Here is a 24,362-nt window from a genome sequence, read left to right on the forward strand (position 1 = left end):
TAAGTATTTTGGTGAATTATAAGTCTGTTTACCCTAAATAACTATGAAAAAAAATATTCTTAAACCTATTCTATTCTTATGTTTTGTTCTTTTTGCAATTTCAGTTAATGCTCAAACGGCACCAGATGAAGACACGAATCCAGACTTATCGTGTCCAGCATCAAATGAGTTTAGAAACGAAACTAGAACCTCATCAGATTTGCCAAATCCTGTTAATGTAGGAACAATTGATGATAGAAGTTGTTATGCAGATTATTCAGAAAGTAATGTCTATGACACTAGTTGGGGAGTGTACAATATAACGCAGGGTTCAAACCATTTTCCAGAATCTTTACAGCCTCGAATAGAACGTTCATTACCCAGATCTCAAACAACAGGTGTTGGGAGTTATGCTAGATTTACAGGAACCGTAAGAATTCTTGAAGTGGGTGATGTTTTTGGAGGAGGTGCGCTAAGTCAAGATGGTAGTTATTTCATGCAAGCCAAAGGGAAGCATACTGGTGGAGGAGGATCGCCTGATCCTGCTATCTGTTTGTATTTGGCGTTACCAATATATGGTTCAGGGGTTAATAGTAATGTGCAAGTGTCTTTCGATATTTATAGAGAACAAATAAACGAGCGAGGAGGAGTTGGTCCAGGTAGGGATTATGTTTATTTAACTAATATTCAGAAAAATGTACCGACAGATATTGAGCTAGAGGTAGGTTTTAGACAAGATCCAAACAATCCTTCAAAAAGAATACATTATGCTGATGCCGTTATTGGTGGGCAAGTCTTTAATTGGAACATTCCAGAGCCAGAAAGAGGTTTGCAATCAGGTATTAGATATGGAGCCTATAGGGTTAAAGGTGGTAGAGCCCAAATTAGGTGGGCAAATACAACTTACGAGATGGAGGAGGTGGAAGGAGAGCCCATAGAAAATGATGATCCAGATTTAACAGAAGGGGTCTATAGTTTAGAAAATGTTGCTACTGGTCAATTTTTAACCGATGCAGGTGTAGAAGCTACTCCAGTTACTATGAGTGATACAGATGAAGCTCAAAGCGCACATTGGACTTTTGTTAACACAGGACCATTTTTTAATATTGATAGTGAAATTTTAGGAATACTGCGTGCTCCAGGTTCAGGAGGTCCAGGAGGTCCTTATGTTATTTTAAGTACAGAATGGCCTTCGCCAGATAGTACAAGTGATAAAATTTGGATAATACATTATAACAACTCAGATGATACATTTAGGTTTGAATCTGGTAGCGGTAGATTCTTATATCATGATACAAATGGAAATGTAATCCATTCTTTTGCTTCAGAGAGCGATAGCAGAAGTAAATGGAAAGCTAATTTAAAAAGTGAGTCATTGAGTATTTCTAATCAAAAAAATCAACACGCTTCAATAAAAATATATCCAAATCCAGTTCAAGATAAGTTCACAATAAACTTTCAAAATATAAATGTTACAAAAGTTACTATTTACAATATTTTGGGTAAGGTTGTATATGAAAAATTGACTAACAGCTACGGCAAGCTTGAAGTTAAGGAAAATTTTGAGTCTGGTGTTTATTTGGTGAAAGGCTTTACCGGAGATAACCGTATGTTTCATTCCAAGTTGATTGTAAAGTAACTTTTTATCATTAGCTAACGTTTGGTTGTTGTAACTCGATGGTTTTGATGAAATATCCGGCGGGTACATTAAATTCATGACAGTTCAGGACAGCGCAGGATAGTCTATTACGCTATATTTAATAAATTTACATGCTATTTAATTAAAAATCAGCAAATTAATATTAATACTGCTATGAAAAAAATTACTCTTAAATCCATCTTATTTTTTGTTTTAACGTTATGCTCATCTAGTATAACAGCGCAAGGCGTACTTCCTTCTAGTGACACTTTCAGATTGAGAAATGTAGCAACAGGGGAATTTTTAACCGATGCAGGTGCGAGCGCGCAACCTGTTACCATGACAAATAATTTAGATGAAGACGATGTAAGTACCCATTGGACGTTTGTAGAAAGTGGGGCATTTTATAATATAGATAATAAAGATGATAGTGCTGGGATATTGCGTGCACCAGGTGCAGGTGGCCCAGGTGGGCCTTATGTAGTGTTAAGTACATTTAAGGCCCCACCAGCTAGTGATAATGATAAAACGTGGACAATATCTCATAATAGTACAAATGATACGTATAGGTTTGAATCTAGAACACCAGGTAGATTTATGTATCATGAAGTAGATGGAACCGTAACTCATGCTTTAGTCGCAGATACAGATGATAGAAGCAATTGGGAACTTGTTCCTTATGTACAAACTCCGGTGGTGGTACCGGATGATGAAGATACGAGTGCAGATCTAACTTGTCCATCTTCAGGTGAATTCCAAAACGATAGTACCAGAAATGTAGATGTACCTAGCCCTGTTAATGTAGGGACTGCTGATGATAGAACCTGCTACTCCGATTACTCGCAATTTGATCTTTATGGAAAAACTTGGGGGGTATATAATATTACTGATGGGTCAAACCACTGGGACGGAGCTACCTTACAACCAAGAATAGAGCGTTCCTTATCTAGATCTGGAGAAACAGGTGTTGGGAGTTATGCAAGATTTACGGGAACATTCAGGATATTAGAGGTAGGTGATGCAGGTAGTTTTGGTCAAGATGGAACTTACATCGCACAAGCCAAAGGTAAGCATACTGGAGGGGGAGGTTCTCCGGACCCAGCCATTTGTTTATATAGAGCACATCCTGTTTACGGCACAGGAATAAATGCGGACAAGCAAGTGGCTTTTGATATTTATGCTGAACGTATCACAGAACGTGGTGGAGAAGGAAGTAGCGGTAGAGAAGTTGTATTTTTAAAGCAGGTAGATAAAGATGAGGAAGTTAGCTTTGAACTAGAGGTAGGGTTTAGAGAAGATCCAAGCGATCCTACAAAAAAAATACATTATTGTGATGCCGTAATTGGAGGAGACCCTTTTAACTTTAATATTCCTGACCCAGAAAGAGGATTAGAATCCGGTATTAGATATGGGGCTTACCGAGTTAGAGGCGGTAGAGCTCAAATTAGATGGGCAGAAACCACATACGACAAAATGGAGGTTGTGGATTCAGGAGATGCGCCAGAAGGTATTTATAGACTAAAAAATGTAGCTACTGACAAGTATTTGATGTCATCAGGGACTACAATTGTAGCTAGTGATTCTGGAGAAGGTTCGGATAAAGAATGGCAATTTGTAGCAGTTCCTGGAACTAGTTATTATAATATTGATAGCCAGTTCGGATCAAAAGGTGTCATAAGGCATAACGGTGCTTTTGAATTGGTAAGTACCAATGTTTCACCTCCAATTAGTGATAATGATAAGATGTGGGATGTTATTGATAACGGAGATGGGAGCTATAGCTTTGAAGCCGTTGGTAAGGCAGGAGTACCATTTTTATACCATGATGTAGACAATGCTATGGTAATTTCCACCAATACAGATAACAGAAGTAAATGGATTTTGGAATCTACAACTTTAAGTAGTTCTGACGCAGAAGTAAAAACGGCTTCAATAAAAATATATCCTAATCCAGCTAATGATAGGTTTACAATTGCATTGAAAAACATAAGCAATATTGAGGGTGTAGAAATTTATAGCATTTTAGGAAAACGCGTTTATCAAAATGTGTCAAATGGAAGTGATTTGGTGGTTGACAGCGCTAATTTTAAAGCAGGTGTTTATTTAGTAAAGGCAATTGTTGATGGGAATAAAACATATCACACAAAACTTGTTATTAAATAAAAATTAGAAAAATCTAGAAGTGTAGAAAAGCCAGAAACAAATTTGTTTCTGGCTTTTTTTATTTTGTAAACAGGACAAAACAGGATGGTTTATAAAGGGTATCTTTTTAAATTTCATGAAGCATAAAAATATACTAAATGAAACGACGAAACTTTATACAATTATCAACTTTTGCCGGTGTTGGTTTATCATTGCCAATGGCAGGATTGCTAAATGCATGCGAAAGCCATCCAGAACATTCAATCGAATTTAATAACCTAATTACAGGTTTGTTAAAAGATTGGAGTGATGGAATGCTGAAAGTCCAAATCAACAATCCGTCCAATTTAGAAGTGCATGGTGCTTTAGGTTGCCCTTCATGTTCACATATTCACGGGCGATGTATGGATGCGGTATATCCTTTTTTGTATATGGCAGATAAAACGGGAGACCAAAAATATATTGAAGGTGCCAAATTGGTAATGCTTTGGGCCGAAAATAATGTCTCGCAGGAAGATGGCTCATGGACCGTTATCAAAAACCCAAAATCATGGAAAGGTATTACCGTGTTTGGAGCCATTGCCTTGGCAGAGGCATTGCATTACCATGGTCATGTTTTGGATGATGAAACGCATATAGCTTGGACAAACCGTTTGGAACGGGCGGGACAGTATATTTATGATACGTTTACAATCGATTTTACAAACATCAATTACCCAGGAACTGCAGTTTACGGATTAAATTTAATAGGAGGTGTTTTAAACAGAGATGATTTTAAAGCCAAGAGTAAGACATTAGCTTCTCAAGTAAAAGCCTATTTTACTCCAAACGAAGGCTTGCTATTTGGAGAGTGTAAAAAAAGTTCCAGTAAATTAAGCGAAAAAGGCTTGCATGGCGTAGATTTAGGATATAATGTAGAGGAAACCTTAAATAGCTTGGTAATGTATGCCCTTAAGGAAAAAGATGAAGAACTTTTACAAATATTAACAAAATCGTTAAATAGTCATTTAGAATTTATGTTACCAGACGGTGCCTGGGATAACAGTTGGGGTAACCGTATGTACAAGTGGAGTTATTGGGGAAGTAGGACCTGCGATGGTAGCCAACCCGCATTTGGAATGATGGCACATATAAATCCTGCATTTGGAACAGCGGCAGTAAAAAATACAGAACTATTGCAAAGATGTACAGCAGACGGTTTAATTCATGGGGGCCCTGGTTTTATCGAAGCCGAAATTCCTCCTTGCGTGCACCATACGTTTACACATGCTAAACCTTTGGCGGCATTGTTAGACCATTGGGAACATCTTCCAGAGATTAATAAGAATACTAACTTGCCAAGGTTAACCGCAGATGGGGTCAAGCATTTTAAGGATTTGGATGTGTTTTTGTTTGCAAGAGGTGATTGGAGAGGAACGGTAAGTGCTTATGACGCTGAATACCATTACAAAGAGGATTTTAGGCAAGCTTCAGGTGGTGCTTTAGGTATTTTGTATCACAATAAAGTTGGTTTAATCTGTGCTGCGAGTATGGCAAAGTATGAGATGGTTGAAAAGAATAACCAACAAGTACAACCAGGAAAGGACATTTGTTTAACGCCTCGCATAGAAACTTTCAAAGATGATGTTTGGTATACTAATTTGTATGATTTACCAGCTACTGTGGCTTCAAAAGATGTGGATGGCGTTGTAGATTTGGTTGCAGATGTAAAATTGAAAAATGGTAAGAGAGAGTTAGTAGAGGGAACAGCAAACGATTTTGATATTACCTATAGATGCAGTGCCAATGAAACTACTATTTTAGCTAAAACGAATCAAGAAATCACTACTCCAACTGCTTTTGTATTACCAATTGTTTCTCCAAATAATGAAGTAGTTACAATAGTAAGTGACACTGAAATTATAGTTCAAAAACCAGAAGGCTTAGTAACCATTAAAGCTAACGCACCAATTAAAATGAAAGCACTTGAAGGTAAAAGAACTTTTAATATGGTGCCTGGTGTAGAGGCTTTACCGTTTGAAATCTTTTTTGAAGATAGTAAAGCGATAGAGATTTCAATATTAGTTAGTTAAGTTGGTGTTAAGTTGTTTTATTTTTGAATTTACCGGGGGCTAAACCTGTTTTACGTTTAAACAGTCGGTTAAAATAATAGTCCGATTCAAAACCTAATTCAAAAGCAATTTCTTTTTGAGATTTATCCGTCTGTAAAAGGAGTTCCTTAGCTTTTTCAATTTTCAATAATAAAAAGTATTGCAATGGCGAAGTTCCTGTTTGCTTTTTAAAATCTATTCTAAATTTAGAGTAGCTAATACCTAATTGGGATGCCATAGCGACCAAATCTATAGTTGAATTTATGTTTTTATACATGGTTTGTTTGGCTCTCGATACAATGGAACTAAGATGTTTTGCATTGCTACCACCAGTTTTAATATTATAAAGTTCGGCCATAAGCTGCAAACAAATACCCGAGGCTAATCTTTGGTAACCGTAGGGTTCTTCATCAAATAATTTAAAAAGCGTATTAAAGTGATTTAAAACAGAGGGTCTATTGCATTTTGAAATAATTGGGTTTTCACTATTAAAAAAACCATTCAAAAGAAATTTAGAAGCTATTTCTCCAGAAAAACCAACCCATCGTTCAGTCCAACCTGTACCTTTTTTAGGCTTGTAGCTATGCCACATCCCAGGGAACAGCAAAAACATATCGCCATCATTAACATTTATTTTTTCTGTAGCTTTACTTTGAAAAACACCCTGGCCTTTTGTAATAAGTACTAAATGAAATTCATCCAAAATCCGACCTTCTTTCCATGTGAAATTATATTGGTCCGGATGGTCTTTTGATGGATATTCAGAGTTTTTCTCAATAACATTTCGTCCTAGATTATTTATGTAAAACCCCCAATAATCATCATTTTTAGTGGTAATAAGATATTTTCTATAACTATTTTTCATATCATTTTGTGCAACTAATATATCAATTTGTTAATTGTTTTTGACAAGAAAATAAAAGAAATTTACGTCATCTAGATTAGAATAATTGTAGGCATACAGGTTTCGGCATGATGCATTTGTAAATGTATTTTTCTAATTTATCCATCATACTAACAAAACTAAACTTCCTTAAAAATGAAAATTACACCTATCACCACTAGGTTTTCATCACTTGTAATAATTATTGCATTTTTTTCATTGGTGTCGTGCAAGTCTTCTTCAATTACTATTGAAGAATTAAAGTGCGAATACCGAACTAATCCTTTAGGTATTGACAATACAGCCCCAAGATTTAGTTGGATTATGGTTGACGCTGAGAGATCCCGAGGGCAAAAACAAACCGCATATCAAGTCATAGTATCCAATAGTCTTGATAATCTTAAAAAGGATATTGGTAATATTTGGGATTCTGGCAAAACAAAATCCAATCAATCAGTTAATGTGAAGTTTGAAGGAACTACTTTAGAGTCTGGAAAGCAGTATTTCTGGAAGGTAAAAGTTTGGGATAAAGATGATAGGATTTCAAACTGGAGTGAACCTGCTCATTTTTCAATGGGCATGCTAGGGGAAAGCGATTGGAAAGGAGCATGGATTTACAAAAAAGACCAAAATAAAAAAGATCATAATTGGTATAGAAAGAATTTTATTTTAGAAAAAACCCCAGAATCTGCATTCATTCATGTAGCATCTTTTGGGTATCATGAATTGTATGTCAATGGTAAAAAAGTAGGCGATGAGGTGATGAATCCCGTAAATTCCTTTTTCAAAAAGCGCTTACCTTATCTTACCTATAACATAAAAGATTATTTGAATGAAGGAGATAATGTTATTGGTATATGGCATGCCGCAGGTTGGGCAAGATGGGGACGTGTTAAAGCTTATTTCGACCCGCCTTTTGTGTTTAAAGCTCAGGCTAATATTGATTTAGGTGAAGACAGGATTACCATAGTCTCAGATGCTTCATGGAAATGTAAAAAAAGCTACAGTTCTTATCATAGTTCTTGGGATATATTGGATTTTGGTGGTGAAATTATTGACGAACGTTTACGTGAAGACGATTGGAATACCGCTGAGTATGATGATAGTGATTGGGCAAATGCTGTTGTTTTTGATGAACCAGAAATGCAGGATGTTGGTATGGCTGATGTTAATTTAGGGCCAAAAGGCGCCATAAGAGCCCCGAGTACAGATGCTAACCCGCCCACAAGTAAAATTACAGCGACCTTAAGTGCCCAAATGGTAGAGCCTCAAGTTAAATACAAGGAGGTAAAGCCTATTGATGTTACTAAAAACGCGGAAGGCCATTATGTGATTGATATGGGTGAAAATTACACTGGCTATTTCGAAATGAATCTGTATAATGGTAAAGATGGTGATACCGTTACTTTTGAAATTGCCGATCATAAAGACGTATCCGCATCTTGGGAACAGCGCAGTAAATACGTTTATGATAAAACTGGAACGGGACATTTTACCAATAGATTCAATCTTGCAGGAGGACGTTACTTAACGGTTTATGGTATTAATTATATACCAGAATTGAAAGATATTAAAGGTTACGTTATAACCAACAACCGAAAACAAATAAGTCAATTTGAAAGCTCAAGTGAGTTGTTAAACAAGATTTATCAAGTAAATCTGAACACCTATATCGCCAATACCATTGATGGTATTTTGGTAGATTGCCCACATCGAGAACGACGAGGTTGGGGAGAAGTGACCGTTGCCGCCATGTATGGCGATGCCTTACCTAATTTTGAAAGTGGCGCCTACATGATGCAATATGCCCAATTTATGCAAGATGCTCAGGCAGATGATGGAAAAATGCGAGCCGTTATTAATGGAGACGATTTTGAGTTTTTAATGTGGATGGCAAATAGTCCAATTACCATTTGGGAAACCTATAGAATGCTAGGAGATAAAAAACTTTTAGAAAGCCATTATCCAACACTAAAAAAATGGATGCATTGGTTGTACGAGCATTCCAATTATGATTCGAAAGGAGCCTTAAAGATTGGCAAACGCGGTACACTAGAATTCCCGGGATTGGGCGATTGGTGTACACCACGAGGTAATTTTTGGACGTCGAGTAATTCTCCAGAATCCGAGCATTTTAATAATTGTGTATATGCTTTTATGTTAGAATCGGCTTTAGAAATTGCAAAAACCCTCAATAAAAAGGATGATGTAAAACTATTTTCAGACCGTTTAAAAGTACAACGAAAGGCAACACATCAAAAGATATATGACGAGCAAACTGGAAAATACGGAGAAGGGCATCAGGTCAATCAGGCTTTTGCTCTGCTTTCTGGAGTTACTCCAGAGTCGGAACAACAAAAGGTTTACGATAATTTGGTGGACCAAGTTTTATATAAATTTCCCTATTACGATACGGGTAGTTCGGGGCAAGCCCTTTACACGCGCTATTTTATTGAACATGGTGAACGCATGGATTTAATTTATGAACTGCTAAAGGATAAACGTCACCCTAGTTATGGTTACTTTTTAGAGCAAGGAAAAACGGTGTGGCCAGAGCGTTGGTCTGCTATTGGGAACAGTCAAATTCATACCTGTTACACGGGTATTGGTGGCTATTTTATTAAAGGTTTTGCGGGTATCAGACCAGACCCAGAGCAACCAGGAATGCAACAATTTATCGTGAAGCCTGCTCCTGTTGGTGATTTAAGCTATGTAAATGCAAGTTATCAATCGCCTTACGGTGATGTTGTATCAAATTGGAAAATTACTGATGACACGGCAACGTTTCATATTGAAATTCCTGTAAATACTTCAGCTAAAGTTTATATCCCAGCAAATGAAAAAGAATCAGTTCTTGAAGGAGGAATGAATATTGAAAGGTCTGAGGTTATTAAATATGTTGGTTCAGAGAAAAGCGATGCGGTTGGTAATTCTATCATTTTTGAAGTAGAATCAGGTAGCTATGATTTTGAAGTTGCAGAATTGCCAAAAGTAAGTTATCCAGAGCCTTTGAATAAACCAGATAATTTGGCATTAATAGGACGTATGAATGCGTCTTCAATGACTATCGATTCTGAAAAACTACCGCTTTTTGAAGCATTTCGAGCAAACGATGAAAACCTGGAAACGTACTGGAAGGCAAATACAAAATTTAAAGAATGGCTAGAAGTAAAATGGTTTAAACAGCAGACTTTTAATAATATAGTTATTAAAGAAAAAGGTGACAATATTTTGAGTTATAAAATTCAATATTTAGAAAATGGCAATTGGAAGGATGTAGCCAGTGATTCTAACTTAGGCTCAAATAAGAGTCATGAATTTGAGGCTGTAACTTCTACAAAATGTAGAATATATATAAAGAGTTCTAAGGACAAGCCAGCCATTTCAGAATTTAAAATCTTTCATTCAAAATGAAATAATAGTATTAAAGCCTTGATATGAAAAACATTAAAGTGTATTCAATTCTACTACTTGTCTTTGGGGCAATATATTTACTATTCGCACAGGAAACAGGTGTTGTAATTACATCCCAAATTGTTGGTGAAATTCACAAAAAACATGACGACGTCAAAGTTTTAATCAATTGGGAAAATGCAAAATGGATTGGCTACACCAAGGACAATCGCCCAGAAAAGTGGGCATCGAGAGAACTTATGCGTAACCAACCTCCAATGAATATTAATTTGTGGGAGCCGACTGAAGAGGACTTAAAAGTGACTAGACGAAAAACACACCCATCAGTGCTTTTAAGAAAATCGTTTTCAATTTCAAAGGATATTGCATCGGCGCAAATCGCAGTTTGTGGGCTAGGACTTTATGAGCTCTATTTAAACGGTAAAAAAGTTGGAGACCGCGTGCTGGACCCTGCTCAAACCTCATACGATAAGCGGGCTTTTTATGTGCGTCATGATATTACAGAAACGATTAGTGAAAACAATAGTGTGGGATTAATGCTGGGCAATGGGTTTTATGGGCAAAATATGGCATTTTGGCCAGGACTTGCTTATGGAAAACCCAGAGCAATTTTGGTACTAGATATACTCTACAAAGACAGGACTAAAGAACAAATTGTAACCGATGAAAGCTGGAAGGCACATGGTAGTCCAATACTTTTTGATAATATTTACTTAGGTGAAACTTATGATGCACGAGCGGAGTTGAGCGATTGGAGTACCTTTAAGTTTGATGATACCTCATGGGAAACTTCAGAAATAATGAAAGCACCAACGCATAATTTATTGGAGCAGGATTTAGAGCCCATGCGGAAAATTAGACCAATTAAACCCATTGCTGTAAGGAAAGCAGAAAAGGGTTGGATATTGGATATGGGACAAAACATGACGGGTTGGTTGGCCATTTCTGTAAAAGAGAAAGAAGGTACTGTTGTAAAAATGCGTTTTGCTGAACATCTCATGCCCGATAAACAAAATATAGACCCCGCATCAACTGGGATTCACGTAACTGGAAATACGCAAACCGATGTATATATCTGTAAGGGTGATGGAACTGAAACTTGGGAACCCCGTTTTACCTATCATGCCTTTCGATATGTTCAAATTGAAGGGTTAAGTAAAGAACCAGATTTAAGTCAATTTACGGGTTGGCTGGTACGCACAGATGCAGAACGTATAGGAACTTTTAAATGTTCAGACCCATTAATAAACAAGTTTTACGACGTGTCCATGTGGACTATCGAAGATAATATTCAAGGCTTGTTAAGTGATTGTCCGCACCGCGAACGTTGTGCGTGGATGGGCGATGCTTATGTGGTGGCAGAAGCCGCTAGTTTTAATTTCGATTTAAAGCGCTTGTGGCAAAAAACATCTTCAGATATGGAAACAGTTTTAGGGGTGTCTAAAGCACATTTTAAAGACCCTTTTCCTTATGATTCGCGCGCGCCGTCTAATATTTCCGTTGGAAAACGTCTCTGTTTACAAGCGCGACCGGATTGGGGAGCTGCCACTATTATGGTACCATGGTTTTCGTATGTGTATTATGGCGATAAGACCATTATTGAAGGTGCTTGGGATATGATGGAAGGTTGGATGGCTTACCTGGATGAAAAGGTACAAGAATATGGGATTATTAATGGCGGATTTGGGGATTGGTGCCCACCTGGAGGTAATCCCGAAATGGATACACCACCCGCATTGACGTCAACTGCACTATATTATCAGTCTTTAGTGTCTATGGAAAAAATGGCACTGGTTTTAGGAAAAAGAGAAGCCGCTAATAATTATGCTGAAAAAGCGAAATTGGTAAAGACCGCTTTTAATCAAACTTTTTTTAATGCAGAAACTAAGTCATACGGCTCACAAACAGGTAATGCATTTGCATTGTATTCTGGTTTGGTTCCTGAAGGTTTAGAGCAGTTGGTTGCCGATAATTTGGCAAGCCTTATCATGAAAGATAAAAATGGACATTACAGTACGGGTATTTTTGGTCATCGTCCCTTATATACCTTGTTGAATGATTACGGACATGATGCTGTGACAAAGCACTTATGGAGTATTACCGATTATCCGAGTTTGGGATTTATGACCGAGGAACACGATTTAACCGTATGGCCAGAAGGTGTTAGCAATTGGGACAAAAAGGAGCGGTATTATAGACATTCATTTAACCACCCAATGCAAAGTGGGTTCGCCGCTTCATTTCATGAAAGTTTAGGAGGTATAAGGCCTAACGAAGATTTTCCAGGATTTGAGCGATTTATTTTAATGCCAACTTTTTTATCAGGCTTGCAATGGTGTGAAGTCACACATAAATCACCCAGAGGTAGAATTGTAAGCTCTTGGAAAAAGAATAATGACCAAATTGAATGGTTAATAACTGTTCCAAAAACGTTAACAGCCATGGTGCAATTGCCTCATTTTAAAGCGAAACAGATTCTACTAAACAATGAAAGTATTACAAACAATACATTTAAGTTGAAATCAGGAAAACATATTGTAATCATTAATCTGTAGTAGAACATTGCTTTAATTGAATTATAAATTTTTAATGACTGTAAAATGTTTGTGAAGTATTTAAAATCAAACCAAAGTATTTATCTGCTTATCTGCTTAGTGTTAACTACAACAACTTGGGCAACGGAAGTCATCAATTTACAATGCAACGGACAGGTAAATCCAATAGGTATAGTTGAAGCAAGACCAGAGTTTAGTTGGACGTTTGTCGGCGATGCCAATAGCCCGAAACAGGGTGGCTATCGCATTATGATGGCAACTTCAATTGAGAAACTAAAATATCCAGATATTTGGGATACAGGACCAACGAGTACTTCAGAAACTGGACCATTCAAATATTGTGGAGAACCTCTTAAACCAGGTCAGCGTGTGTATTGGATGGTAACTGCTTGGGGAAATAATAGGGGTGTAACCCACAGTGAACCGGCATGGTTTGAAATGGGTGAAATCGAAAATCCTGAAACGCCCTTTCAGCCTCTTATCCTTCCTGAAAAAGATGGCGTCGTACAAATACTGTTAGATGGGAATGACGAAGGACGCACTTTTGAAGGTATTGGAGGTGTTAGTGCAGGAGCTTCTACAGATTTGTTGTATGATTACGAAGATCCTATTCGAGGTCAAATACTCGATATTTTGTTTAAACCCAAATTTGGTGCAGGTTTTCAACATTTAAAAGTAGAAATGGGTGGAGGCGAAAACTCTACTTGTGGATCGGAGCCTTCACATGCCATTACTAGAGATGAATTAAAAAATCCTGTATCCCGAGGGTACGAATTTTGGTTAATGAAAGAAGCCCGAAATCGAAACCCTCAAGTTATCTTGGAATATTTACCGTGGAGTTTTCCATACTATTTAAAGCCCAATATTTTTACTGCAGAATCTGCTGAATACTTTGTCTCTTTTCTTGATGTGGCAAAAAAGCAATGGGATATGGATATTGATTGGGTGGCGGCCGCCGAAAATGAAAATTACACCGATAGGGATTGGCTTGTTAACCATGTACGTCCATTATTGGATTCTAGGGGTTACAAAAATGTGAAAATTCAAGGACCGGATGATAATAGCGGCGATTGGAAAATATTCAACGAATTTGAAAACGACAAGGCTTTTGATGATGTTGTTGAAGCCGTAGGCTATCATTATGTTACGGGGCGGGAATTCAATGAAAATATGGTTGATGGTAGGGGACGTCCCACTACGGAAAAGGCTAAAAAGACTGGTAAACCCTTATGGGCAAGTGAAGATTGGAGCTGGACGGGAAAAGATTGGGATGGTGCAGGCGCATTAAATTTGGCTCGTATTTACAATAAATTTTATATCCGTGATAGGATTACAAAATCTTTAATTTGGGCCCCAATAGGATCCATTTACAAATCGGTAACCTGGGACAAGGCCGGTGCCATGAAAGCCAACAGCCCTTGGAGCGGATACTATGAGGTTTGGCCAACTATTTGGGCAACAGCCCACACCACGCAGTTTGCAGAACCTCATACGTGGAAATACTTAAACAGTGCTTGCGGACTTTTTGATGATGCCACCTATAAAGGTAGTTGCGTCGCATTGAAGGAGAAAGATGGTTCCAATTGGAGTATGGTAATTTGTACGGAAACCAAAGAGGATATAGAGATTAAAATTGCAGATGGCTTGTCAATGGGTACTGTCAATATTTGGAAATCCGATGAAAACGAACAGTTTGTGCAACAAGAATCCATAACGCCTGAAAATGGAGTGTTAAAATTGTCATTGGACCCCAAATGTATTTATTCATTGACCACGACCACGGGACAGCAAAAAGGAACTTATGACATTCCTGAGGAAAAAGCATTTCCTTTTCCTTATACCGAAGATTATGAAGATCGTAAAGCAGGAGATCTTCCCAAGTATCACTCCGATCAAACAGGAAGTTTTGAAATAGCTTTAAAAGAAGATGGTTCACAATGTTTAAAACAGATTGTTCCCGAACAGGGCTATGACTGGATGCGCGTTTATAGGCGTTCAAACATAAAACCAAATACTTTAATTGGTGATGTGAATTGGAAAAACTATACCTGTAGTGTCGATGTGTTTATTAAAGGAGGTAACGTGGAATTAGGAGGTCGAGTAACAACCAGTTATTTAAAGGGCTATCGTTTTCAACTGGCTAAAAATGGCGAATGGAAACTAATGTTTCATACTGATGAACTAGAAAGTGGTAGGATGAAAAAGTTTAATGACGATACATGGCATAATCTTCAGCTTACATTTCAGGATAATAACTTAGAAGCTTTTGTTGACGGAAAATCAATTACTAAGCTATCGAATACAAAGCGTAATGGGTATGTGATGCTTGCAAGTTCTTATGATGAAAATCTATTTGATAATTTAAAAATAACAGAATAGTAAAAAATGAAAAGAGGTATTTCAATTTTTCTAAGTTTAGCATTTGTGATATCCGCTTTAACTAGTTGTAAACCTTCATCGGTAAAACTTACCGATTTGCGTTGCGAGTATCGAACAGATCCACTAGGCATAGACAATACAAGCCCAAGATTAAGTTGGAAATTGGTGGATGAAACGGCAACCAGAGGTCAAGAACAGACGGCTTATCAAATACTTGTGGCCAGTAGTTTGGATAATCTAAACAAGAACACCGGAGACATCTGGGATTCTGGTAAAATAAAATCTAATCAATCGGTAAATAATACCTATCAAGGAGCTCCTTTAGCCTCTGCAAAGGCATATTACTGGAAAGTAAAAATTTGGGATAAAGGTGGTGCTGTTTCAAATTGGAGTGACCCTGCTTCATTTTCTATGGGCTTGTTAAACCAATCTGACTGGAAAGGCGATTGGATTATGAAACCAGACCAGAAAAAGACAGACCATAACTGGTACAGAAAGAATTTCGAATTAAAAGACAACCCTTCCTCAGCCTTTGTGTTTGTGGGCTCTTTCGGGTATCACGAATTGTATGTAAACGGAGAAAAAATTACGGATAATGTATTGAATCCGGTGTCTTCATACATGAAAAAACGGATTCCGTACCTCACTTATGATGTCTCGGATAAATTGAAAAAAGGAGATAACGTCATTGCTATATGGCATGCTGCAGGTTGGTCAAGATGGCGACGCATCAGGGAATACCGAAACATTCCTTTTGTTTTTAAGGCCCAGGCCGAAATTGTTGTTGGAGAAGAGAAACTCACTCTAAAAACGGATACCTCTTGGAAAACCAAAAAAAGCCATTCCGAATATTATGGCGATTGGGACATTCTACGTTTTGGCGGCGAAACCATTGACGATAGAAAACGCGAGGACGATTGGAATACTGCTGAGTATGACGATACGGATTGGATAAATGCAACCGTTTACAATCATGAAGCATTAAACAAAAAAATACCCGAGGGAAATAATATAAGGTTTGCATTAAATAGCAATAAAAACAGGGAGCTGCGGGCATTATATGGGCCTATAACGGCCCAATTAAGTGCGCAAATGGTTGAACCCCAGGTTAAGTTTGAAGAAATAAAACCTGTAGCTGTTAGAAATAACAAAGATGGCACCTATCGCATAGATATGGGGAGGAATTATACCGGATTTTTTGAGATAGACCTCAAAAACGGCGTTGAAGGCGATTCTGTTCTTTTTGAAATAAGCGACCAGAAGGAGGTCGTAATGAATTGGAATCAAAAGAGCAAATACATTTTCGGGAAATCTGGAAATGGTAAATTCACCAACCGTTTTAATGTTGCCGGTGGAAGGTATATAACCGTTTATGGTCTAAAAACTGAACTTAGAATTTACGATGCAAAAGGCTATGTAGTAACCAACAATAGAAAGCAAATAAGCCAATTTGAATCTTCTGATGTGTTACTTAATAGGATTTACAAAGTAAACCTCGATACATACTTGGCCAATACCATGGATGGTATTTTGGTTGATTGCCCACACAGGGAAAGGCGTGGCTGGGGAGAAGTAACTGTTGCTGCAATGTACGGGGATGCACTACCAAATTTTGAAAGTGGCGCCTACATGGACCAATATTTACAATACACACGAGATGCCCAATTTGCCGATGGAAAAATACGCGCGGTTATTAATGAAGAAGACCGTCCGTTTTTAATGTGGAAAGCCAATAATCCCCTGACGGTTTGGGAAACCTATAGAATGTTGGGCGATAAAAAAGTATTGGAGGATAATTATGAGTCAATGACAAAATGGATGACATGGTTATATAACAATTCTAATTACGAAACTGGAGGAGCGCTAAAAGCTGGAGAGCAAGGGCAAAGGCAATTTCCAGGGTTAGGCGACTGGTGTACCCCAAGAGGTAATTTTTGGACTAGTAGCAACTCGCCAGAAGCGGTGCATTTTAACAATTGCTTATATGCCTTTATGTTAGAAAACGCGCAAAATATTGCCACAGTATTAGGCAAAACAGAAGATGCAAAACAGTATGCAAGGCGTTTAAAAGTACAACGCGAAGCCACGCACAAACTGTCCTATAATCCAGAAACAGGTACTTATGGGAATGGGCAACAGGTAGATCAAGCCTTTGCTCTGTTAGCAGGTGTTACACCAAAATCTGAAAAGAAAAGAGTAGAAGCAAACTTAACAGATAACGTATTATATAGATTTCCATATTACGATACAGGAAGTTCTGGACAAGCACTGTACACCAGATATTTTACCGAATATGGGGAACGTATGGATTTAATTCACGAATTACTAAAAGACAAACACCACCCAAGCTACGGATACTTTTTAGAGCAAGGTAAAACGGTATGGCCAGAACGTTGGTCGGCCATAGGGAATAGTCAAATACACACGTGTTACACGGGTATTGGGGGATATTTTATTAAAGGTTTTGGTGGCATTCGCCCTAATCCCGAAGAATTGGGCATGCAAAACATGGTCATTAAACCAACTCCAGTAAAAGATTTAGAGTATGCCAATACATCTTACCAATCTATGTACGGTAGTGTAGTTGTGAATTGGGAAAAAGAAGATAGCGGTGCGGTATTTCATATAGAAATTCCTGTGAACACTACAGCTAAAGTTTATTTACCTGCAAATAATAAAGATGACGTAAAAGAGGGAGGACAATTAGCAGAAGGTTCTGAAGGTATAGCGTATATGGGTAACGAAAAAAGTGAAGCAGTAGGCAATTATATAATATACAATGTGGCTTCTGGAGTTTATGATTTTAAGGTAGATACGGTACCAGATACGGAATTCCCTAAGCCACTTGGAGGGACTAAAAACCTGTCTAAACTTGCAAGAGTTAACGCATCATCTATGTTTATTAAAACAGAAAAACTACCCGTTTTTGAAGCCTTTAGAGTAAATGATGACGATAATGACACCCGCTGGTTGGCTACCGAAACAAAAAATCAATATTTAGAGTTTGAGTGGATACAACCACAAACCTTTAATCAGATAATTATTGATGAGTTTGAAAAGAATATCACATCATACAAACTACAATATTGGGAAAATAATGAGTGGAAAGATATAGAAGAAGGAACCATTTGCGGAACAAATAAAACACATGACTTTGATGGGGTGACAACCACAAAATGTAGATTGCTCCTAGAAGATGCTAAAAAACCACCTTCCATCAAAGAATTGAAAATTTTATATAATCAAAAATAACCGGTTAAGTTTCAATAACACATACTTATAGGAAATAGGTGCTAAAAAGAAGAGTTTTGGCTAGACTAAAAGTGATAATTAACAGAAATTAATACATATGCGTTTACTATTTTGTTTTGTATTAACTATAATTTGTTGCTGTGAGGCATTTAAATCTTATGCCATACAAAGCAGAGACACTATTTATCCTGTTTTTCAATTTCCACAAAACAAAATGCCACGAATAGATGGCGACTTTAGCGATTGGAATTTGGTTCCAGACACCTATGCCATTGGTTTAAACCAAATGAAAGAAGCTATCAATGGTATTGGCTTTAACCTTGATGCTACCGATTTGAATATTACCGTTAAAGTAGGGTGGGTAAAGGACTTAAACCGCTTATATTTTTATGTAGAAGTTTTTGATGATTTCTGGGAATTTGAACAACTAAATATCAAGCAAGATATTTTTGAACTGGTAGTAGATGCCGATGTTTCCGGTGGTAATTTCATAAAAAAATGGAACGCAAATAAAATGAGGATTCCTATTGAAGAATTACATTTTAGAGGGCATGGTTCTCATGCTCAAAACTACCATGTTTTTATGCCTGCCATAAATAAAGACTGGGCTATGGTCTGGGGAAATACCCCTTGGATTAAAGATTTTCCTTATGCCAATGCATCCTATAAACATGATTTAAAACAAGGTGAATCTGGTACACTTAAAATGGAGTTTTGGATAACACCATTCGACCACGCATCGATTGCGGGTATAAACCGTTCTGCCGTTTCAGATTTAAAGGAAAATGAAATAATTGCGATGTCCTGGAGCGTGATTGATTATGATAACGATAACAAAGTAAGAAAGGATTTTATTAGTCTTTCACATGATACAGATATGATTCATGATGGTGATTTTATGAATTATTTTAGATTAATGCCTTTAATAGCCGAGTTAAAACCAGAATTGCAAGCCAATTGGTCTTTTGTTGAGGTGGATAGGGATAGGCGTGTTTTCGCATTTAAGGATGAATCGTTAGGCAACACAGAAAAGTGGACATGGGATTTTGGAGATGGAACAACTTCTAAGGAACAAAATCCTGTGCATCGATACAGTACTTCAGGGCACTGGACGGTTGTACTCACGATTGAAAATAAAGATGGTAAATCTGTACGTTCTAAAGTTTGGGATGTGGTTACAAAATAGGTTGAATTAGTTTTGATATACTGAAAAATGAAAACCATCAATTTAAGAAATGAAAATCTAAAAAAAATGAAAAATAAGTACTTCCAAAATTCTTCAATGATAGTTTTTGTTTGTATGATTTCTCTTTTTTTGGGATGTAATAATTCTAAAGACTTTGAAGCAATTCAATCTAGTTTTATAAAGCCAACAGAAGATAACAGTCTCTGGTGTTATTGGTATTGGATTAATGACGATATCTCTAAAGATGGAATTACCAAAGATTTAGAAGCCATGAAAAAAGCGGGAATTGGAGGGGCGCTAATTGGTAATATCAATCCTGCAAAAGAGGATGGTAAAGTACCTATGCTTAGTGAAGCATGGTGGAGCCACATGGTTCACGCTGTTGTTGAAGGAAAACGCATCGGTGTGGATATTGGTGTTTTTAATTGTCCCGGTTGGAGTCAAAGTGGAGGGCCTTGGGTAGATTCCAAAAAAGCCATGCGCTATTTAACGTTTAGCGAAACAAAAGTTGAAGGTGGAAAACTATTAAATGTAAAACTTAAGCAACCTGAAGACGAATTTCAAGATACTCATACTTTAGCCTTTAAATCTTTTGAAAATGAGCAAAGAAATACACAGTTCATGCCTACTAAGATTACTTCAAATTGGAGTGATGTTGAAGTGAAATTATTAAACGATGGCGACCCAAATTCAGATACCAATTTTCAGCTTAAAAATAAACAGCCTTTAGAGATTACTTTTGATTTGGCAGAACCTATAGAAGCACAATCAATTTCACTAATACCAAGTACAGCCTTTAAATGTAAAGTTGTATTATCTGCTGTTGTAGGAGGCAAAGAAGTTGTGATTAAGACATTTAACTTTGATCGCTCTAAGATAACACCCAATGTAGGCCCTATTAAAAAAGGAACTTATGCCACTGCATTTTCAAAAGTAAAATCAAATCAGTTTAAACTGACCTGTACGGATTTTGCATCTCAAGCAAAGGAATATGGTTTTGCTGAAATTACCATTTCAGAAGCACCCATTTTAGACAAATATATCGAAAAGCAACTGGGCAAAATGCATCCTACACCAAAGCCTGATTGGGATACATATGTTTTTGGTAGACAAGAGGAATTAAGTGAAGATGACGTTAGATTAAAACCAAATGAAGTTGTTGATATAAGCGATAAAGTAGATAAAAACGGAAACTTAAATTGGCAAGCGCCACAAGGCAATTGGACAATCATGCGAATGGGCATGTCGCCAACTGGGACAAAAAATGCACCAGCTGCACCACAAGGTGTAGGTTATGAAATTGACAAAATGAATGCAGAATTGGTGCAATATCATTTCGATAATTTTGTAGGCGAATTATTAAAGCGAGTTCCAGAAGAAAGTAAATCTGCCTTTAAATATGTAGTAGCCGATAGCTACGAAATGGGGTCCCAAAACTGGACAGACAATTATGAATCAAAGTTTCAAGAAAAGTATGGATACAATCCAGTAAAATATTTACCAGTTTTATCAGGTCGTATTGTTGGTAGTGTTGAAGAATCTGAACGTTTTTTATGGGATTTAAGACGAGGTATAGCAGACGACGTAGCTTACGAATATGTTGGAGCACTTAAAAAAGCAAGCAACAAACGCAACTTGAAAATCTGGTTAGAAAACTATGGGCATTGGGGATTTCCAAGTGAGTTTATGATGTATGGAGGTCAGTCAGATTTAATTTCTGGAGAGTTTTGGAACGAGGGCACATTAGGTAATATAGAATGTAAAGCATCATCTTCAACAGCACATACTTATGGAAAACCCATAACCTCTGCAGAAGCATTTACATCAGCAAGAAAAGCCTATTTAAGGCATCCAGCCATGTTAAAAAAGCGTGGCGATTGGGCATTAACAGAGGGAATCAATCATTTCGTATTACATCTATACATCCAGCAACCTGATGATAATAGAAAGCCAGGGATGAATGCGTGGTTTGGTACAGAATTCAATCGCCATAACACTTGGTTTAGTCAGGCAGATACTTATTTTGATTACTTGCGTCGTTGTCAACATTTGTTGCAACAAGGAAAATACGTAGCCGACGTTTGCTATTTTATTGGTGAAGATGCGCCAATAATGACAGGAGGAAGAGTGCCAGAAATTCCAAAAGGCTATTCTTATGATTATATAAATGCTGAGGTGATTCTAAACAGACTCTCAGTAAAAGATGGGCGATTTGTGTTGCCAGATGGTATGTCTTATAAGGTCATGGTATTACCACCTTTTAAAACCATGCGCCCGGAATTGTTAGCAAAAATAGAGCAATTAGTAGCGCAAGGCGGAACAATTTTAGGCCCAAAACCAGAAAAATCGCCAAGTTTAGAGGATTACCCAAGTTGTGATACGGTAGTAACCAATCTTGCAAACAAAATGTGGAATGCCTCTTCTGTTGATGGTAAAATGAAAACAACCTATGGAGAAGGAAAAATTTGGGATGGATACGAATTGTCAAACGTATTAGCGGATCTAAATTTAGCGAGAGATGTAGAAGTGCCAGAAGGAGCTTCAGTATTATGGACACATCGAAAATCACCAGAAATGGATATTTATTTTATATCCAATCAAAGTGATGAGAAACTGGAAATATCTCCAACATTTAGAACAGATAAAAATTTAAAACCACAATTATGGGATGCAGTTAGTGGCGAAATAAGAAATTTACCCGAGTATGAAATAACTCCAACTGGAATTAAAGTGCCATTGCAATTTGAAGGAGCTCAAAGCTGGTTTGTTGTTTTTAATAAAGAAGCTAAAATCGAGAAAACATCTAATTTTCCAGAATACAAACCTTTATTAATCTTAGATAAAGATTTTAATGTCGACTTTCAAAATAAAGAGATTGGAACAAAAGCCCCAATTTTGTTAAACGAATTAATAGACTGGTCTACTTCAGATAATGAACAAATAAAGTTCTATTCTGGTACAGCAACATATACCAAAACCTTTACAATTGATGAACTTCCTGAGAATAAAGAAATATACATCAATTTGGGAAAAGTATCAGTAATGGCAAAAGTAAAATTGAATGGGAAATATGTTGGTGGCGTTTGGGTGGCTCCTTACCGATTAAATATTTCAGAAGCTATTAAAAAGGGTGAAAACGAACTCGAAATAGAAGTGGTCAACCTTTGGAGAAATCAGTTAATTAGAGATAAATCACGTCCAGAAAACGAAAAATATACGTGGATTGTTGTTGATAAAATCACACCACAATCTCCATTGCAACCTTCAGGTTTACTGGGACCTGTTGAGATTGAAATAGCTAATTATTCAAAATAATTTAGGAATAGAAATACATATAAAAATGATAAAAGTAGGATTATTTGGTATCGGATTAGATACGTATTGGCCTCAGTTTGAGGGTTTATTAGAACGATTGGAAGGCTATCAACAACAAATAGCGGATAAAATGGAAGGCTTTGGTGCCGAAGTAGTTAATGTAGGTTTGGTGGATTCTCCAGAGGTAGCCAGGGAAAAGGCAAAAGTGTTAAAGACGGAAGACGTCGATGTACTTTTTTTATATGTATCTACCTATGCATTATCCTCTACGGTCTTGCCTGTAGTGCAAAAATTAAAATGTCCAACCATTATTTTAAACATTCAGCCTGTTGCCGCGATAGATTATGAAAGTTTTAATAAACTGGGAGACCGGGGTACTATGACCGGCGAGTGGTTGGCCCATTGTCAAGCCTGTTCCGTACCGGAATTGGCTAATGTCTTTAACCGTTCGGGTATAGATTATGAATTTGTAACCGGTTATTTAGGCGAACCAGCCGTATGGGATGACATCCAAGATTGGATTGACGCCGCCAACGTCGCTAAAATTATGAGCAGTAATCGCCTAGGGGTTCTGGGGAATTACTATTGCGGTATGCTAGATGTCTATGCCGATTTAACCAAGCAATCGGCAGCTTTTGGGACTCACATTGAAATTTTAGAAATGTGCGAGGTTAAAAAATATCGAGATGCCGTAACCGAGACAGAGATAGAAGAAAAAATAGCTGAATTCCGAAGTACTTTCGAAGTGATCGATGCCTGTGAGCAGTCTGAGTTGGTACGCGCGGCAAAGACCTCTTTAGCGCTAGACAAGCTTGTTGAAAACCATAATCTGGGCTCCATGGCGTATTATTATGAAGGCGAACCAGCCAACGAATATGAAAATATAGTTACGTCAGTAATTGCTGGAAACACCTTGCTAACGGGGAAAAATGTGCCTGTAGCTGGTGAGTACGAAGTTAAAAATGCCCAAGCCATGAAAATTATGGATGCGTTTGGGGTTGGTGGTTCGTTCTCTGAGTTCTATGCTATGGATTTTAATGATGATATCGTAATGTTAGGGCATGACGGTCCTGCGCATTTCGCTATAGCCGAAGGCAGAGTACAACTCGTGCCTTTACCCGTATATCACGGCAAACCAGGAAAAGGTTTATCCATCCAAATGACGGTACAACATGGTCCTGTGACTTTATTGTCGGTCGTAGAAGGAAAAGATGACGTATTTCTGTTGGTTGCTGAAGGTGAATCTGTTGAAGGGCCTGTGCTTCATATTGGTAATACCAATAGCCGTTATCGTTTTTCTATCGGTGCCAGAGCATTTATGAACGAGTGGTCTAAACAAGGCCCGTCGCATCATTGTGCTATTGGAGTAGGGCATATTGCTAATAAAATTGAGAAATTGGGGGGTCTGTTGAAGCTTAGAGTCGAGCGTATTTGTTAGTTCAATTGTGCGTATCTAGGGCAGGATAATACAGGATAACGATAATGGAGAGAAAGGTTAATTTCAGTTGTTCAAAAAAGTGAGTGTTTT

The 24,362-nt window shown here is 37.4% G+C and carries 11 protein-coding genes; 10 read left to right on the plus strand and 1 reads right to left on the minus strand.

Annotation, left to right across the window (positions count from 1 at the left end):
• The first annotated feature begins 43 nt into the window (after positions 1 to 43).
• The 3 genes from ACFSR8_RS15455 (at position 44) to ACFSR8_RS15465 (ending at position 5,832) form a co-directional block, all read left to right on the plus strand.
• Positions 44 to 1,618, plus strand: a complete 1,575-nt coding sequence (locus ACFSR8_RS15455) for a T9SS type A sorting domain-containing protein (RefSeq protein WP_380293660.1) — start codon at positions 44 to 46, stop codon at positions 1,616 to 1,618.
• A 174-nt stretch (positions 1,619 to 1,792) separates the two neighbouring features.
• Positions 1,793 to 3,781 carry a T9SS type A sorting domain-containing protein gene (locus tag ACFSR8_RS15460; RefSeq protein WP_380293662.1) on the plus strand — a complete coding sequence of 663 codons (1,989 nt, stop codon included), beginning with the start codon at positions 1,793 to 1,795 and terminating at the stop codon, positions 3,779 to 3,781.
• Between the two features lie 137 nt (positions 3,782 to 3,918).
• Positions 3,919 to 5,832: a hypothetical protein gene (locus ACFSR8_RS15465; RefSeq protein ID WP_380293664.1), complete on the plus strand. Its 1,914-nt coding sequence runs from the start codon at positions 3,919 to 3,921 to the stop codon at positions 5,830 to 5,832.
• A 7-nt stretch (positions 5,833 to 5,839) separates the two neighbouring features.
• On the opposite strand, the gene ACFSR8_RS15470 is transcribed toward ACFSR8_RS15465, so the two are convergent.
• A complete protein-coding gene (locus ACFSR8_RS15470) occupies positions 5,840 to 6,715 on the minus strand; it encodes an AraC family transcriptional regulator (protein WP_380293666.1) in 876 nt (291 codons plus the stop codon).
• 174 nt (positions 6,716 to 6,889) lie between these two features.
• Here ACFSR8_RS15470 and ACFSR8_RS15475 point away from each other — a divergent pair, with 174 nt between their 5' ends.
• From ACFSR8_RS15475 to ACFSR8_RS15505, 7 genes are all read left to right on the plus strand, one after another.
• Complete coding sequence (locus tag ACFSR8_RS15475; RefSeq protein WP_380293668.1) at positions 6,890 to 10,147, plus strand: family 78 glycoside hydrolase catalytic domain; 3,258 nt, start codon at positions 6,890 to 6,892, stop codon at positions 10,145 to 10,147.
• Between the two features lie 23 nt (positions 10,148 to 10,170).
• On the plus strand, positions 10,171 to 12,702 hold the full coding sequence (locus ACFSR8_RS15480; RefSeq protein WP_380293670.1) for a family 78 glycoside hydrolase catalytic domain: 2,532 nt from the start codon (positions 10,171 to 10,173) through the stop codon (positions 12,700 to 12,702).
• A gap of 51 nt (positions 12,703 to 12,753) precedes the next feature.
• On the plus strand, positions 12,754 to 15,081 hold the full coding sequence (locus ACFSR8_RS15485; RefSeq protein WP_380293672.1) for a glycoside hydrolase family 78 protein: 2,328 nt from the start codon (positions 12,754 to 12,756) through the stop codon (positions 15,079 to 15,081).
• Between the two features lie 6 nt (positions 15,082 to 15,087).
• A complete protein-coding gene (locus tag ACFSR8_RS15490) occupies positions 15,088 to 18,333 on the plus strand; it encodes a family 78 glycoside hydrolase catalytic domain (protein WP_380293674.1) in 3,246 nt (1,081 codons plus the stop codon).
• 214 nt (positions 18,334 to 18,547) lie between these two features.
• Entirely contained in the window at positions 18,548 to 19,519 is a 972-nt protein-coding gene (locus tag ACFSR8_RS15495; RefSeq protein WP_380293676.1) for a PKD domain-containing protein, read from the plus strand.
• 66 nt (positions 19,520 to 19,585) lie between these two features.
• On the plus strand, positions 19,586 to 22,834 hold the full coding sequence (locus ACFSR8_RS15500) for a glycosyl hydrolase (RefSeq protein ID WP_380293678.1): 3,249 nt from the start codon (positions 19,586 to 19,588) through the stop codon (positions 22,832 to 22,834).
• Positions 22,835 to 22,859: 25 nt separating this feature from the next.
• Positions 22,860 to 24,272, plus strand: coding sequence for a hypothetical protein (locus ACFSR8_RS15505; protein ID WP_380293680.1), 1,413 nt, complete (start codon positions 22,860 to 22,862; stop codon positions 24,270 to 24,272).
• Positions 24,273 to 24,362 lie beyond the last annotated feature (90 nt).

This window comes from Hyunsoonleella rubra (assembly GCF_042684665.1).
Lineage (GTDB): Bacteria > Bacteroidota > Bacteroidia > Flavobacteriales > Flavobacteriaceae > Jejuia > Jejuia rubra.

What these genes read in the sequence shown, in the direction of transcription:
- ACFSR8_RS15455 (WP_380293660.1), top strand. Translation starts at nt 44, where the DNA reads ATGAAAAAAAATATTCTTAAACCTATTCTATTCTTATGTTTTGTTCTT.
- ACFSR8_RS15460 (WP_380293662.1), top strand. Translation starts at nt 1,793, where the DNA reads ATGAAAAAAATTACTCTTAAATCCATCTTATTTTTTGTTTTAACGTTA.
- ACFSR8_RS15465 (WP_380293664.1), top strand. Translation starts at nt 3,919, where the DNA reads ATGAAACGACGAAACTTTATACAATTATCAACTTTTGCCGGTGTTGGT.
- ACFSR8_RS15470 (WP_380293666.1), bottom strand. Translation starts at nt 6,715, where the DNA reads ATGAAAAATAGTTATAGAAAATATCTTATTACCACTAAAAATGATGAT.
- ACFSR8_RS15475 (WP_380293668.1), top strand. Translation starts at nt 6,890, where the DNA reads ATGAAAATTACACCTATCACCACTAGGTTTTCATCACTTGTAATAATT.
- ACFSR8_RS15480 (WP_380293670.1), top strand. Translation starts at nt 10,171, where the DNA reads ATGAAAAACATTAAAGTGTATTCAATTCTACTACTTGTCTTTGGGGCA.
- ACFSR8_RS15490 (WP_380293674.1), top strand. Translation starts at nt 15,088, where the DNA reads ATGAAAAGAGGTATTTCAATTTTTCTAAGTTTAGCATTTGTGATATCC.
- ACFSR8_RS15495 (WP_380293676.1), top strand. Translation starts at nt 18,548, where the DNA reads ATGCCACGAATAGATGGCGACTTTAGCGATTGGAATTTGGTTCCAGAC.
- ACFSR8_RS15500 (WP_380293678.1), top strand. Translation starts at nt 19,586, where the DNA reads ATGAAAAATAAGTACTTCCAAAATTCTTCAATGATAGTTTTTGTTTGT.
- ACFSR8_RS15505 (WP_380293680.1), top strand. Translation starts at nt 22,860, where the DNA reads ATGATAAAAGTAGGATTATTTGGTATCGGATTAGATACGTATTGGCCT.